This window comes from Micromonospora sp. NBC_00389 (genome assembly GCF_036059255.1).
GTDB lineage: Bacteria > Actinomycetota > Actinomycetes > Mycobacteriales > Micromonosporaceae > Micromonospora.
Window position 1 is genome coordinate 5,424,454 of sequence record NZ_CP107947.1, and the last position, 13,471, is coordinate 5,437,924.

The 13,471-nt window shown below is 72.0% G+C and carries 11 protein-coding genes; 7 read left to right on the top strand and 4 right to left on the bottom strand.

Going from position 1 to position 13,471, the window contains the following annotated elements:
• Window positions 1-131: 131 nt before the first annotated feature.
• Genes OG470_RS25620 through OG470_RS25630 form a run of 3 tightly spaced genes read left to right on the top strand, consistent with a single transcriptional unit; the run spans window position 132 to window position 3,933 of the window.
• Window positions 132-755: a PadR family transcriptional regulator gene (locus OG470_RS25620; protein WP_328416182.1), complete on the top strand. Its 624-nt coding sequence runs from the start codon at window positions 132-134 to the stop codon at window positions 753-755.
• Window positions 752-1,477 (top strand): ABC transporter ATP-binding protein, encoded by a 726-nt coding sequence (locus OG470_RS25625; RefSeq protein ID WP_328416184.1) that lies wholly within the window; start codon window positions 752-754, stop codon window positions 1,475-1,477. Before OG470_RS25620 ends, OG470_RS25625 begins: the two co-directional genes overlap by 4 nt.
• Window positions 1,474-3,933 (top strand): FtsX-like permease family protein, encoded by a 2,460-nt coding sequence (locus tag OG470_RS25630; protein WP_328416186.1) that lies wholly within the window; start codon window positions 1,474-1,476, stop codon window positions 3,931-3,933. The genes OG470_RS25625 and OG470_RS25630 overlap by 4 nt, the downstream gene beginning before the upstream one ends.
• Window positions 3,934-3,997: 64 nt before the next feature.
• Here the strand turns inward: OG470_RS25630 and OG470_RS25635 are convergent, their stop codons facing one another.
• The 4 genes from OG470_RS25635 to OG470_RS25650 all read right to left on the bottom strand — a co-directional run bounded on the left by OG470_RS25635 (window position 3,998) and on the right by OG470_RS25650 (window position 8,597).
• Window positions 3,998-5,374: a GH1 family beta-glucosidase gene (locus OG470_RS25635; RefSeq protein ID WP_328416188.1), complete on the bottom strand. Its 1,377-nt coding sequence runs from the start codon at window positions 5,372-5,374 to the stop codon at window positions 3,998-4,000.
• Between the two features lie 29 nt (window positions 5,375-5,403).
• Complete coding sequence (locus OG470_RS25640; protein WP_328416190.1) at window positions 5,404-6,243, bottom strand: carbohydrate ABC transporter permease; 840 nt, start codon at window positions 6,241-6,243, stop codon at window positions 5,404-5,406.
• Window positions 6,236-7,228: a carbohydrate ABC transporter permease gene (locus tag OG470_RS25645; protein ID WP_328416192.1), complete on the bottom strand. Its 993-nt coding sequence runs from the start codon at window positions 7,226-7,228 to the stop codon at window positions 6,236-6,238. Before OG470_RS25645 ends, OG470_RS25640 begins: the two co-directional genes overlap by 8 nt.
• A gap of 70 nt (window positions 7,229-7,298) precedes the next feature.
• Complete coding sequence (locus tag OG470_RS25650) at window positions 7,299-8,597, bottom strand: ABC transporter substrate-binding protein (protein ID WP_328416193.1); 1,299 nt, start codon at window positions 8,595-8,597, stop codon at window positions 7,299-7,301.
• Window positions 8,598-8,830: 233 nt separating this feature from the next.
• Between OG470_RS25650 and OG470_RS25655 the strand changes: the two genes are divergently transcribed.
• The 4 genes from OG470_RS25655 to OG470_RS25670 all read left to right on the top strand — a co-directional run bounded on the left by OG470_RS25655 (window position 8,831) and on the right by OG470_RS25670 (window position 13,470).
• Window positions 8,831-10,030, top strand: coding sequence for an ROK family transcriptional regulator (locus OG470_RS25655; RefSeq protein WP_328416195.1), 1,200 nt, complete (start codon window positions 8,831-8,833; stop codon window positions 10,028-10,030).
• Window positions 10,031-10,235: 205 nt separating this feature from the next.
• Window positions 10,236-12,095 (top strand): discoidin domain-containing protein, encoded by a 1,860-nt coding sequence (locus OG470_RS25660; protein WP_328416197.1) that lies wholly within the window; start codon window positions 10,236-10,238, stop codon window positions 12,093-12,095.
• Window positions 12,047-12,868, top strand: coding sequence for a hypothetical protein (locus tag OG470_RS25665; RefSeq protein ID WP_328416198.1), 822 nt, complete (start codon window positions 12,047-12,049; stop codon window positions 12,866-12,868). Before OG470_RS25660 ends, OG470_RS25665 begins: the two co-directional genes overlap by 49 nt.
• A 245-nt stretch (window positions 12,869-13,113) precedes the next feature.
• Window positions 13,114-13,470, top strand: coding sequence for a YciI family protein (locus OG470_RS25670; protein ID WP_328416200.1), 357 nt, complete (start codon window positions 13,114-13,116; stop codon window positions 13,468-13,470).
• Window position 13,471 lies beyond the last annotated feature (1 nt).

Sequence of the window (13,471 nt, forward strand, 5' to 3'; positions counted from 1 at the left end):
ACCGTCGGCGCGATCCGCCGACGGCGGTTTGTCCGAACGGGAGGACGACTGTGGACGGTGGTCGGACGGGGGGGTGCCGAGTCGATAATACTGTGTATTATACCGAGTATGCTAACTGAAGGTGATGGTTCGTGAGCATCCGTCATGCCATGCTGGCGCTGCTCACCGAGGCGCCGAAGTACGGTCTCCAGCTCCGTCAGGAGTTCGAGGCGCGCACCGGCGAGGTCTGGCCACTCAACGTCGGGCAGGTCTACACCACGCTGCAACGCCTGGAGCGCGAGGGCCACGTCGAGACCGACGACGCCGGCCGCGACGGCGCACAGAAGCGCTACCGGCTCACCGCCGACGGCGAACGGGAGCTGCACAGCTGGCTGCGTACGCCACCCCAGGCCGGGCCGCCACCCCGCGACGAGCTCGTGATGAAGGTGCAGGTGGCGATGCGCCTGACCCAGGTGGACGTCACCGAGATCCTGCAGGCCCACCGGCGGCGGATCGTCGAGGAGATGCAGCGCTACACCCACCTCAAGGCCGACGCGGCACCGGAGGACATCGGCCTCGGCCTCGTCGTCGACGCCGAGCTGTTCCGACTGGAAGCGGTCGTCCGCTGGCTAGACGCGGCGGACGCCCGCCTTCGCAGCCACCCGACGCAGCCCGCCGCCAGCGCACCGCCCACGGAGCCGTCGCTGGCCGCGGACGACCAGGAGAGTCGCCCGACGCGGCCAGCCCGGGACGACGCGGCAGGAGCCCGGCGATGAGCGTCGTGCTGAGCCTGCGACAGGTGTCCAAGGTGTACGGGGCCGGCGCCGCCGCCGTACACGCCCTGCGCGCGGTCGACCTGGACGTGGTCGCCGGTGAACTGGTCGCGGTCATGGGTCCCAGTGGCTCGGGCAAGAGCACCCTGCTGACCATCGCGGGCACCCTGGAGGAGCCGACGGCCGGTCAGGTGACGGTGTGCGGGTCCGACCTCTCCGCGCTCTCCGCCGACGCCACCGCCCGGCTGCGTCGCCGGTCGCTCGGCTTCGTCTTCCAGGACCTGAACCTGCTCGCCGGCCTCTCCGCCGTCGAGAACGTGGCCCTGCCCCTGGAGCTGGACGGCATGGCCGTACGTCCGGCGCGCGCCGCCGCCCTGCACGTGCTCGACGAGCTGGGGCTGACCGACCGCGCCGGCCATTTCCCCGACGACCTCTCCGGCGGTGAGCGCCAACGGGTCGCCATCGCCCGGGCCGTGGTGGGGGACCGGCGGCTGCTGCTGGCCGACGAGCCGACCGGCGCCCTCGACGCCGCCAACGGCGAAGCCGTCCTGCGGATGCTCCGCTCGGCCTGCAAACGCGGCATCGCCGGAGTGATGGTCACCCACGACGCCCAGCTCGCGTCCTGGGCCGATCGAGTGATCTTCATTCGGGACGGCCGGGTGGTCGACCAGACCGCACCTTCGGCCGGCCCGGATGCCCTGCTCACCCCGGACCCGACGTCGTGACCGCCGACCCGGGCCGCAGCCGGAGGACCGCCCGGCCCGCTGGCGGCGGACTCCCGGCTCGCCGCGCGGTGATCCGCTGGGCGGTACGGCTGTTCCGCCGCGAGTGGCGGCAGCAACTGCTGGCCATCGCGCTGCTCACCGTCGCGGTCACCGGCACCACCTTCGGCCTGGCGGCGACCTGGAACCTGGCCGCGTCGAGCGACGCCACGTTCGGTCGCGCCGACCAGCTCATCCGGATCCCCGGCGACGATCCGGCCGCGCTGGATGCCCGGGTCACCGCCGCTCGGGCGTGGTTCGGCACGATCGACGTCATCGGGCACCGGCACGTGCCGGTGCCGGGGCTGTTCGACCCGGTCGACGTCCGGGCCCAGGACCCCGCCGGCGCGTACGGCGGCCCGATGCTCGCCCTGCGGCAGGGCCGCTACCCAACCGGGCCCGCCGAGGTGGCAGTGACCGACGAGGTGGCGCGAGCCCTGCGCGCCGGGCTCGGCACCCGGGTCCAGCTCGGTGACTCCGACCGCCTGATCGTCGGAGTGGTGGAGAACCCGGCGGACCTGCACGACGAGTTCGCCCTCACCGACCCGGCGCACGCCGACCGACCGCAGTCGGTGACCGTCCTGGTGGCCGGCGACCACGACCGCATGGAGGAGTTCCGGCAGACCATCGACGGCCCGCTGGTGCGCGAGTCCCGGCCGGTGGCCGAGCGCACCGCGCTCACCATCGCCGCGCTGGCGCTGGCCACCGTCGGCCTGCTGCTGGTGTCACTCGTGGCCGCCGCCGGGTTCGTGGTGCTGGCACAACGCCGGCTGCGTCAGCTCGGCATGCTGGCGGCGATGGGCGCCACCCGCCGACACCTGCGGCTGGTGCTGCTGGTCAACGGCGCGGCGGTCGGGTCAGTCGCCGCGGTCTGCGGCACCGCCCTCGGGGTGGCCGCCTGGCTGGTCACCGCAGGGTTCGTCGAGACCGCCGCCGGGCACCGCATCGGCCGGTTCGACCTGCCCTGGCTCACCATCGGCGCGGGCATGCTGCTGGCCGTCGCGACGGCGACCGCCGCCGCCTGGTGGCCGGCCCGCGCGGTCGCCCGTACCCCGATCATGAGCGCGCTGTCGGCCCGGCCGCCGGTCCCACCGCCAGCGCGGCGGACCGCCGTGGCCGCGGCCGTGCTGCTCGCTGCCGGTCTCACGGCGCTGGTGCTCTCCGACGGGTCGAACCCGCTGCTCATCGGGGTGGGCGCCGTCGGCGTCGCGCTCGGCGTGCTGTTCGTCGGTCCGCTGGCCATCCCGGCTCTGGCGGCGGCCCGGGGAGGCCTGCCGGTGGCGGTCCGGCTGGCCCTGGCGGATCTGGCCCGGTACCGCGTCCGGGCCGGGGCCGCACTCGCCGCGATCAGCCTCGCGGTGGGGCTGTCGGCGGCGATCGTCGTGGGCTCCGCCGCGGCGGAGTACCGCAGCCAGGAGGCAGCCGGGCTGGGCAACCTCGCGGCCAGCCAACTGCTGATCCGGATCGGCCAACCGGATCCGGTCATCCCGGAGCGCACGGCGGCCGAGATCGCCGCTCTCCAGGCCCGGACCGACACCATCGCGACCACCGTGGGTGCGGCCACCGTCATTCCGCTGGACATGGCGGTGGTGGCCGCACACCTCGACCCGGGTCGGGAGGGCGGACCGACCGGCCACCCGGCCGTCGAGATCGGCCCCCCGGCGGCGGCCGGCGAGTCCACGACCTCCCATCCGCTCTACGTCGTCAACCCCGGGCTGCTCCGGCTGAACGGCGTGGCCGGGATGACGGTCGAGCCCGACACCGATGTGCTCAGCACCCGCACCGGCGCGCTGGAGCTGATGAACATCCCCGCCCGCGGCGTGCGTCCGATCGTGCGCACCCTTCCCCGGTCCGGCTACACGGGGCTGCCCGACTCGCTGATCACCTCCGCCGCGCTCGGCCGACACGGCTGGCAACCGGCCCGCGTCGGCTGGTTCCTCGCGGCCGACCGGGCCCTCACCGACGCGCAGTTGGCGACGGCCCAGGACCTGGCCGCCGCTGCCGGGCTCACCATCGAGTCCCGTCGGGAGCAGAGCTCGCTGACCGCGCTGCAGACCGGCGCGACCGGCGCTGGCGTGCTGCTCGCGCTCGGCGTGCTGGCGACGACCGTCGGGCTCATCCGGGGTGAGGCCGCAGCGGACCTGCGGACGCTGACCGCGACCGGGGCACCGAGGCGGGTCCGGCGGACGCTCACCGCCACCACCGCCGGAGCGCTCGCCCTGCTCGGTGCCGTACTGGGCGTGGCCGGTGCCTACCTGGCCCTGGCCGGTGCCCTGCACCGCGACCTCGACCCGCTCGGCGCAGTGCCGGTCGTTCACCTCGTCGCGACCGCCGGTGGGCTGCCGTTGCTCGCCGCGGTCGCCGGCTGGCTGCTCGCCGGCCGGCTGCCGCCGTCGCTGTCCCGCCGGCTCCTGGACTGAGCGCGGAACGCCCTGGGCGCCGCTCGACGCGGCGCCCAGGGTGCCCAGCCTCGCCGACCCCCGTTCAGGCCGCCGGTGTGGCGGTCCCGGTCGCACCGGCGACGCGCTGGTGGGCGCGGATCAGCTCGGCGTAGCGCAGGCCGCTCGCCTTCACCGTCCGGCGCTGGGTGGCGTAGTCCACGTGCACCAACCCGAAGCGCTTGTCATAGCCGTACGCCCACTCGAAGTTGTCCAGCAGCGACCAGACGAAGTAGCCGTCCAGCGGTACGCCCTGGGCCACCGCCGAGGCGCACGCCGCCAGGTGCTGCTCCAGGTGGTCGGTGCGCTCCTTGTCCTCCACCGCGCCTTCGGCCGTGACCTCATCCGGCCATGCCGAGCCGCTCTCGGTGACGATGATCCGGCCCGGCCGGTACTCCTCGTTCACCTCGACCAGCAGTCGCTCCAGCCCCGTCGGGTACATCTCCCAGCCCATCGCGGTCTCCACCGAGCCGGGCACCGGCAGTTGCCGGGCGTACGGCGGCGGCCCGGTCGGGTCGTCGGCCACCACCTGGCGGAAGTAGTAGTTCACCCCGAGGAAGTCGGTGGGTGTGGCGATCACCGCCAGATCGTCGCCGCGCACCGGCGGCTCGACTCCGTACGTGGCGATCATGTCGGAGGGGTAGCCGCGCCCGTGGATCGGGTCCAGCCACCAGCGGTTGACGTGCCCGTCGACGCGCCGGGCCGCCGCGACGTCCTCGGGCCGGTCGGTCGCCGGCTCGATCGGGCTGAGGTTGAGCACCAGCCCCACCGAGGCCGGCCGGGCGGCGTTGGCGCGTACCGCCTGGGTGGCCAGGCCGTGCCCGAGCAGCACGTGGTGTGACGCGTGCACCGCGCGGGTCAGGTCCCGCTCGCCCGGGGCCATCCGCCCCTCCAGGTGCCCGATCCAGGACACGCAGAGCGGCTCGTTGACGGTGTTCCAGTCGGTCACCCGGTCGCCGAGGCGGGCGGCGACCACCGCCGCGTAGTCGGCGAACGCCTCGGCGGTGGAGCGCTGCGGCCAGCCGCCCCGGTCCTGCAGCGCCTGCGGCAGGTCCCAGTGGTAGAGCGTGACGAACGGCCGGATCCCGTCGGCGAGCAGCGTGTCGACCAGCCGGTCGTAGAAGTCCAACCCGGCGGGGTTGACCGCGCCGACGCCGTCGGGCATCACCCGGGGCCAGGCCACCGAGAACCGGTACGCGTCGACGCCGAGCCGACGCAGCAGCGCCAGATCCTCCGGCCACCGGTGGTAGTGGTCGCAGGCCACCGCGCCGGTGTCGCCGTTGTCGACGTTGCCGGGGGTCGCCGAGAAGGTGTCCCAGATGGACGGCGCCCGGCCGTCGACGTCGACGGCCCCCTCGATCTGGTACGCCGCCGTGGCGACACCCCAGAGAAAGTCGGGCGGCAGCTTGGACAAATCCGGCACGGGTACGTTCTCCTCTGGGGTTGGATGACTCACTTGACCGCGCCGGCGGTGAGGCCGGCGACGAAGTAGCGCTGGAGGGCGAGGAAGCCGGCGACGACCGGAATGCTGACCACCAGCGAGGCGGCCATCACCTGGTTCCAGTAGACGTTGAACTGGGTGGAGTAGCCCTGCAGGCCGACGGCCAGCGTGCGGCTGCCCTCATCGGTCATCACCGAGGCGAAGAGCACCTCACCCCAGGCGGTCATGAACGCGTACACGGTGACCGCGACCACGCCCGGCACGGCGGCCGGGAGGATGACCTGGAACAGGATGCGCAGCGGCCCGGCCCCGTCGACCTGCGCCGCCTCGTCCAGCCCGCGGGGGATCGAGTCGAAGTAGCCGACCAGCATCCAGATCGAGAACGGCAGCGAGAAGGTCAGGTAGGTGATGATCAGGCCGGTGCGGCTGGCGTACAGCTCGATGCCGGTGGCGTTGCCCAGGTTGACGTAGATGAGGAAGAGCGGCAGCAGGAACAGGATGCCGGGGAACATCTGGGTGGACAGCACCGTCACCGAGAAGACTCCCCGGCCGCGGAACCGGTACCGGCTGACCGCGAACGCGGCGAAGATCGCCACCGCCACCGAGCAGATCGCCGCGATGCTCGACACCACCAGGCTGTTCACCAGGTAGCGGGCCAGCGGCACGGTGCTCCACATGTCGATGAACGGTTGCAGGGTGGGCCGGCTGGGCCACCAGGTGAAGCCGTTCTGCACGTCCTGCAGCGGCTTCGCCGCGGAGGTGACCATCACGTAGAGCGGGATGACGACGAAGAGGGTGAGCAGGGTCAGCACGATGCGCCGACCCCAGCGCTCACCGGCGGTCTCACGCATGGTCGTCCCTCCGGCGGTTGGTGATCAGCAGGTACGCGGCCGAGACGACCAGCAGGAACAGCAGCAGTGCCACCGACATCGCCGAGCCGGACCCGAAGTCCCAGGTCTTGAAGGAGCTGCGGTAGATGTGGATGGAGATCAGGTCGGCCTGTTCCGGCGCGGAGCCGCCGAAGAGCACGTACGGGGTGTTGAAGTCGTTGAAGGTCCACAGGAACAGCACCAGCAGCAGCACCAGGTTCACCGGCCGCAGCATGGGCAGGGTGACCGAGCGCAGCCGGCGCCAGAACCCGGCGCCGTCGATGGCGGCGGCCTCGTACAGCTCGCCGGGGACGTTCTGCAGGCCGGCCATCAGGCAGAGGAACGCGAACGGCCAGTTGCGCCAGACCGACACCACGAGCAGCGACCAGAAGCTGTTGTCGCCGATCAACCAGAACGGCCGGTCGTCGAGGAGCCCGAGCTGGTCGACCAGCACGTGGTTGACCAGGCCGGTGTCGCGCTGCAGCAGGAAGCTCCAGGTGATCACGGCGGTGTAGACCGGCAGCGCGTACGGGGTGAGGAACAGCGCCCGCAGGATGGCCCGCCCCCGGAACGGCCGTTGCAGCACCACCGCCGCCGAGATGCCGAGCAGCCAGGCGAACCCGACCGAGAGCAGGCTGTAGACCAGCGTGACCCAGAACGAGTGCAGCAGTTCCTTGCCGGCGGCGCTGTTCACATCGAGCGTCGCCCGGTAGTTCTCCAGCCCAATGAAGGGTGCGGTGGACCAGTTGCGGATGTGGAACTGGGTCAGCTCCAGCAGGCTCATCCAGACCCCGACCACCATCGGGATCACGTGGATGGCGAGTTCCAGCACGACGGCCGGGGCGAGCAGCAGGTACGGCAGGAGTGAGCGGCGGGGGCCGCGGGGCCGGCGGGCCGGCCCCCGGGCCGGCGCCCCGGCCCGGGGTTCGCGCTGGTCGGCGTCCGGCGCGGTGGTGCTGGTTGCCATCGGGGTCCTCTCGGAGGCGGTGGCCGTGGCCGGGCTCAGCACCCGACCACGGCCACCGGCGACGCCTGGGTCAGCGCATCTTCTGCTGCGCGTCGGTCAGCTTGGCCTTCACCGACTCCTCGGTGACCGGCTTGCCGCTGGCCGCGTCGGCGAACAGCTCCTTCATCGCGGTGCCGACCAGGGTCTCGAAGGTGCTCTCCTCGGGCACCTGCGGCAGCGGGGCCGCGGTGGTGACCAGGGTCTCCTGGATCGTCTTCTGCTCCACGGCGGTGAACGCCGGGTCGGAGCCCGCGGTCTTCACCGCCGGCAGCGACCCGTACGTGCGGTTGAGGATCGTCTGCTCCTCGTCGCTGGTCATGAACTTCACGAAGCTCAGCGCGCCGTCACGGTTCTTGGTGTGCTTGAAGACCGCCATGTTGATACCGGCGACCATGCTGTTGACCTTCTTGCCGCCGGCCGGCGGGCTGGCCAGGAACGGCACCGGGGCCACCCCGTACGCGTCGGCGGGCATGTTCTGCGTCTTCAGGTTCGAGCCGGCGGACTGCCAGAGCAGCATGGCGGCCTTGCCGTTGGCGAAGTCGGAGACCGACTGGTTCTGCGCGTACTCGGCGTTGCTCGGGTTGGTGATCTTGTCGGCGGCCATGAAGTCGATGTAGCGCTTGATCGCCGAGACGTTCTGCGGGGTGTCGAAGGTCGGCTTGCCGGCCGAGTCGAACCACTCGCCGCCGTACTGCTGGCTGAAGGTGAAGGCGTGGTGGGCGTTCTCCGACGGGTTGGCCCCCTCGATCGCCAGGCCCCACTTGCCACCGGTGCTGAGCTTCTTGCCGTACTCGGCAAGCTGCTCCCAGGTGGTCGGCGGTGCGGTGATGCCGGCGTCGGCGAACGACTTCTTGTTGTAGTACAGGCTGTACGCCATGCTGTAGAGCGGCACGGCGGCCGGCGGCTTGCCGGGGGCGCCGGCGGCGGCGAGCGCGGCGGGCACGATCCGGTCCTTGCCGCCGACGGCCTGCAGGGTGGCGTCGTCGAACTCGACCAGGGCGCCGGTGGCCTGCAACGAGGCCGACCAGGTGTTGCCGATGTTCACCACGTCCGGGCCCTTGCCGGAGGCGGCGGCGGCGAGCAGCCGGTTGAGCAGGTCCGACCAGGGGACCACCTCGACGTTGACCTTGATGCCGCTCTGCTTCTCGAACTTGTCCAGCTCCGGCTGGAGGATCGTCTTGTCGGCCTCCAGGCTGGCGCCCTGGTTGCTGGCCCAGTAGGTGAGGGTCTTGCCCGATCCGGCGGAGTCGTCGCCGGAGCCGCCGCAGGCGGTCAGCGAGGCCGCGGCCAGTACGGCGGCGGTGAATATCCCGAGGTGTCGTCTCGACACGGTCAGCCCTTCCGGTACGTGGTGGGGGTCCGCCGACCTCCGTCGTCGATAGGGGTGGGCGACGGACGGCCGGCTGCGGACGGGATTTCGGGGTGCGCCGCCGGGGTCCGGTGGCGTTTCCCGGGAGTTACATCACGGCTTAATGAATGTCGTCATTAAAGTTGCTGTCCAGTGGGTCGTCAAGCACGGGCCGGTTACAGTCGCTCGAACGACCGACGGGATCGAGGTGCCGAGTGGAGCTGGCGCGAGCCACCAACCGGAGCGTCCGGCTGCGCAACAGGTCTGCCCTGCTGACGAAGCTCTTCCTCGACGCCCCGCTCACCCGGCAGGACCTGGTGCGCAGCACCGGGCTGAGCCAGCCGGCGGTAAGCAACGTGGTGGCCGACCTGATCGACGAGGGGCTGGTCGCCGAGGCCGGCGCCGCCGAGTCCGACGGGGGCCGACCCAGCATGCTGCTGCGGGTCGCACCCCGGTTCGCCTTCGTCGTCGGGGTGGACGTGGGTGAGACCCGGGTCCGGGTCGAGCTGTTCGACTTCGCGATGACCCTGCTGGCCAGCGTCGAGTACCCGCTCGACCCGGCGCGCACCGAGCCCGACGTGGTGGCCGGGCACGTGCTGGCCGGCATCGACGCGGTGACCGGCCAGGCCCAGGTGGCCACCAGCGACGTGCTCGGCGTCGGGATCGGCGTCTCCGGGGTGGTCGAGCAGGGCACCCAGGCCGTGGTGCACGCCCAGGCCCTGGGCTGGGACCGGGTGCCGCTGGAGCGCCTGATCGGCGCCGGCACCGACCTGCCGCTGCACATCGACAACGGCGCGAAGACCCTCGGCCAGGCGGAGATGTGGTTCGGTGCCGGCCGGGGCGCGCGGCACGCGGTCTTCGCGCTGGTCGGCTCCGGTGTCGGTGCGGCGGTGGTGACCAATGGCGTCACCTACCGGGGCGCGTCCAGCAGCGCGGGGGAGTGGGGGCACACCACCCTGGTGTACGGCGGCCGGGCCTGCCGGTGCGGCGCGCGCGGCTGCCTGGAGGCGTACGTGGGCGCGGAGGCGATCATCGACCGCTACCGGGAGGCGCGCCGGGGCCGGCCAGTGCCGGGCGAGGATGAGGAGTCCCAGCTCGCCGCCCTGGTCGACGCCGCCGCGACCTCGGCCACCGCCCGACGGGTGCTGGACGACACCGCTGGCTACCTCGGCGCCGGGGTGGCCAACCTGATCAACCTGTTCAACCCGGAGCGGGTGGTGCTCGGCGGTTGGGCGGCGATGGCGCTGGGCGACCTGCTGCCGGCCGTCCGGGAGGCCGCCGGCCGGCAGGCGCTGCGCCAGCCGTACGAGCAGGCGTCGATCGAGCTGTGCCGGCTCGGGGTGGACGCCGTGGCGTTGGGTGCCGCCACGCTGCCGATTGCCCGGTTCCTCACCGAGGGTGGCGTACGCCGCTGAGGGGCAATTCGCCCACAACAAACCTTCGGGATAAATAACAGTGTTATAGATCGATGTCTTGACGCCGTCGCAATCGCGCCGCAACACTCCTACGAGAGCGCTCTCCGCCCCGCGGCGTCCGCATCGGCGGCACCACCCACGGCACCACGGGCGAGCCCGATCCCACCCGCGCGTCGTCCGTAACCCCCTATCGACAGGCGATGTCATGACATCTCGCGCTACATCCGCACGCCCGCGTCCCCGGCGTGCCGTCCGACACCTGCTCCTCGGGCTCACCGTGGCCCTGGTCGCGGCGCTCACCCCGGCCGGCGTCCCGACACCGGCGCAGGCCGCCCCCACCCTGCTGTCGCAGGGCCGCCCGGCCACCGCCTCGTCCACCGAGAACGCCGGCACCCCGGCCGCCGCCGCCTTCGACGGCAACACCGGCACCCGCTGGGCCAGCGCGTTCAGCGACCCCCAGTGGCTCCAGGTCGACCTGGGTGCCCGGGCCACCCTCAGCCAGGTGACCCTGCAGTGGGAGGGTGCCTACGCCCGCGCCTTCCAGCTCCAGACCTCCGACGACGGGGCCACCTGGACCACCATCTACTCGACCACCACCGGCGCCGGCGGCACGCAGACCCTCGCCGTCACCGGCGCCGGCCGGTACGTGCGGATGTACGGCACCGCCCGGGGCACCGGCTACGGCTACTCGCTCTGGGAGTTCCAGGTCTACGGCGAGACCGGCGGCGGCACGCCCACCTGTGGCAGCACCAATGCCGCGCAGGGGCGCCCGGTTACCGCCTCCTCCACCGAGAACGCCGGCACCCCCGCGTCCGCCGCGGTCGACGGCAACGCCGGCACCCGTTGGGCCAGCGCCGCCAGCGATCCCCAGTGGCTGCGCGTCGACCTCGGCAGCACGCAGTCGATCTGCCGGGTGGTGCTCACCTGGGAGGCCGCGTACGCCCGGGCCTTCCAGCTCCAGACCTCGGCTGACGGCAACACCTGGACCACCATCTACTCGACCACCACCGGCGCCGGCGGCACGCAGACCCTCGCCGTCACCGGCAGCGGTCGCTACCTGCGGATGTACGGCACCGCGCGGGGCACCACCTACGGCTACTCGCTGTGGGAGCTGGCGGTGAACACGACCGGTGGGACCAGCGAGCCGCCGGTCGACCCGACCGACCCGCGCAACCCGAACCTTGGTCCGAACACCTTCGTCTTCGACCCGAGCACCCCGACCGCCACCATCCAGAGTCGACTGAACACGCTCTTCACCCAGCAGGAGACCAACCAGTTCGGCCCGCAGCGCTACGCGGTGCTCTTCAAGCCCGGCACCTACACCGCCGACGTCAACCTCGGCTTCTTCACCCAGGTCGCCGGCCTCGGCATGAGCCCGGACGACGTCAACCTCAACGGGCACGTCCGGGTGGAGGCGGCCTGGTTCGGCGGCAACGCCACCCAGAACTTCTGGCGCGCGGCGGAGAACCTCTCGGTCACCCTGCCGGCCGGGGTGAGTGTCGAGCGCTGGGCGGTGTCCCAGGCCGCGCCGTACCGGCGGATGCACCTGCGCGGCGCGCAGAACCAGATCCAGCTCTGGAACGGCGGCGACGGCTGGTCCAGTGGCGGCCTGATGGCCGACACCCGCGTCGACGGCCTGGTCGTCTCCGGCTCGCAGCAGCAGTGGTACTCGCGCAACAGCGAGTTCGGCAACGGCTGGACCGGCTCGGTGTGGAACATGGTCTTCCAGGGCGTCACCGGCGCACCACCGCCGAGCTTCCCCAACCCGTCGCACACCGTCATCCCGCAGACCCCGCAGGTACGGGAGAAGCCGTTCCTGTACGTCGACGGCACCGGCGAGTACCGGGTCTTCGTGCCGGCACTGCGGAACAACTCCACCGGCACCAGCTGGTACGGCAAGACCCCGGCCGGCTCGTCCATCTCGCTGTCGCAGTTCTTCATCGTCCAGCCCGGCACCAGCGCGGCCACCATCAACGCGGCCTGGCCCAGGGCAAGCACCTGCTCTTCACCCCGGGCGTGCACCACGTCACCGAGCCGATCCAGGTCAACCGGGCCGACACGGTGATCCTCGGCCTCGGCCTGGCCACCATCCAGGCCGACAACGGCAGCGTCGGGATGCGGGTGGCCGACGTGGACGGTGTGAAGGTGGCCGGCATCATGTTCGAGGCCGGCACGACGAACTCGCCGGTGCTGATGGAGGTCGGGCCGACGGGCTCGGCGGCGAGCCACGCCGCGAACCCGACCTCGTTGCACGACGTGTTCTTCCGGATCGGTGGACCGCACGTCGGCAGGGCCACCAACACGCTGACCGTCAACAGTGACAACGTGATCGGTGACCACATGTGGCTGTGGCGGGCCGACCACGCGGCCAGCGGCGTACCCACCGGGTGGACGTTGAACACCGCCGACACCGGGCTCACCGTCAACGGCGACAACGTCACCATGTACGGCCTCTTCGTCGAGCACTACCAGAAGTACCAGACGGTCTGGAACGGCAACGGCGGGCGGACGTACTTCTACCAGAACGAGATGCCGTACGACCCGCCCAACCAGGGCGCCTGGATGAACGGCGCGACCCGGGGGTACGCCGCGTACAAGGTGGCCGACTCCGTCACCAGCCACCAGGCGTGGGGGATGGGCAGCTACTGCTACTTCAACGTGAACCCGGCGGTCATCGCCGACCGGGCCATCGAGGCGCCCACCAACCCGAACGTGCGGTTCACCAACATGGTCACCGTCTCGCTCGGTGGCGTCGGCACCATCAACCGGGTGATCAACAACACCGGCGGCACCGCCAACGCGGCCAACCAGCAGGTGTACCTGACCACCTACCCCTGACCGGGGCACCGACCGGCCCGGTCGCGCCGTCGACCGGGCCGTGCGGGTCGCACCGTGGGCCGAGCCGGCCCGGTCCCGCCGAGACCGGGCCGGCCCGGTCGCGCCGCACCCCCGCCGACACCGCGCCGTCGCGCCGGCGGGAATCCGGCCGAATCTTTTCCAGCGGTATGTCGATCCGGGCGAGGGCCGTTCGTGTGGAGGATGAGGGGTCGGCGACGGGCCGGCCGCCCCCGCAAGGAGGAACGATGACGCTGTACCTGCTCAGCATCCACCAGCCCCAGGGTGAGCTGCCGCCGGACCCGGAGTTCCTGGCCGGGGTGATGCGTCAGCTCGGCGAGCTGCACGACGAGTTGGTGGGGGCCGGGTCGTGGGTCTTCGGGCAGGGCCTGCACGGCCCGGAGACCGCCACCGTGCTGCGCCCCCGCGACGGCGAGGTGCTGGTCACCGACGGGCCGTTCGTCGAGGGCAAGGAGCACCTGGGCGGCATCACCATCATCGACGTGCCCGACCTGGACGCCGCCCTGGACTGGGGCCGCCGCTACGCGCTGGCCACCACGCTGCCGATCGAGGTACGCCCGTTCCAGGGTGGAGCCGGGGACTGAC

What these genes read in the sequence shown, in the direction of transcription:
- OG470_RS25670 (WP_328416200.1), top strand. Translation starts at nt 13,114, where the DNA reads ATGACGCTGTACCTGCTCAGCATCCACCAGCCCCAGGGTGAGCTGCCG.
- OG470_RS25645 (WP_328416192.1), bottom strand. Translation starts at nt 7,228, where the DNA reads ATGGCAACCAGCACCACCGCGCCGGACGCCGACCAGCGCGAACCCCGG.
- OG470_RS25660 (WP_328416197.1), top strand. Translation starts at nt 10,236, where the DNA reads ATGACATCTCGCGCTACATCCGCACGCCCGCGTCCCCGGCGTGCCGTC.
- OG470_RS25640 (WP_328416190.1), bottom strand. Translation starts at nt 6,243, where the DNA reads ATGCGTGAGACCGCCGGTGAGCGCTGGGGTCGGCGCATCGTGCTGACC.
- OG470_RS25625 (WP_328416184.1), top strand. Translation starts at nt 752, where the DNA reads ATGAGCGTCGTGCTGAGCCTGCGACAGGTGTCCAAGGTGTACGGGGCC.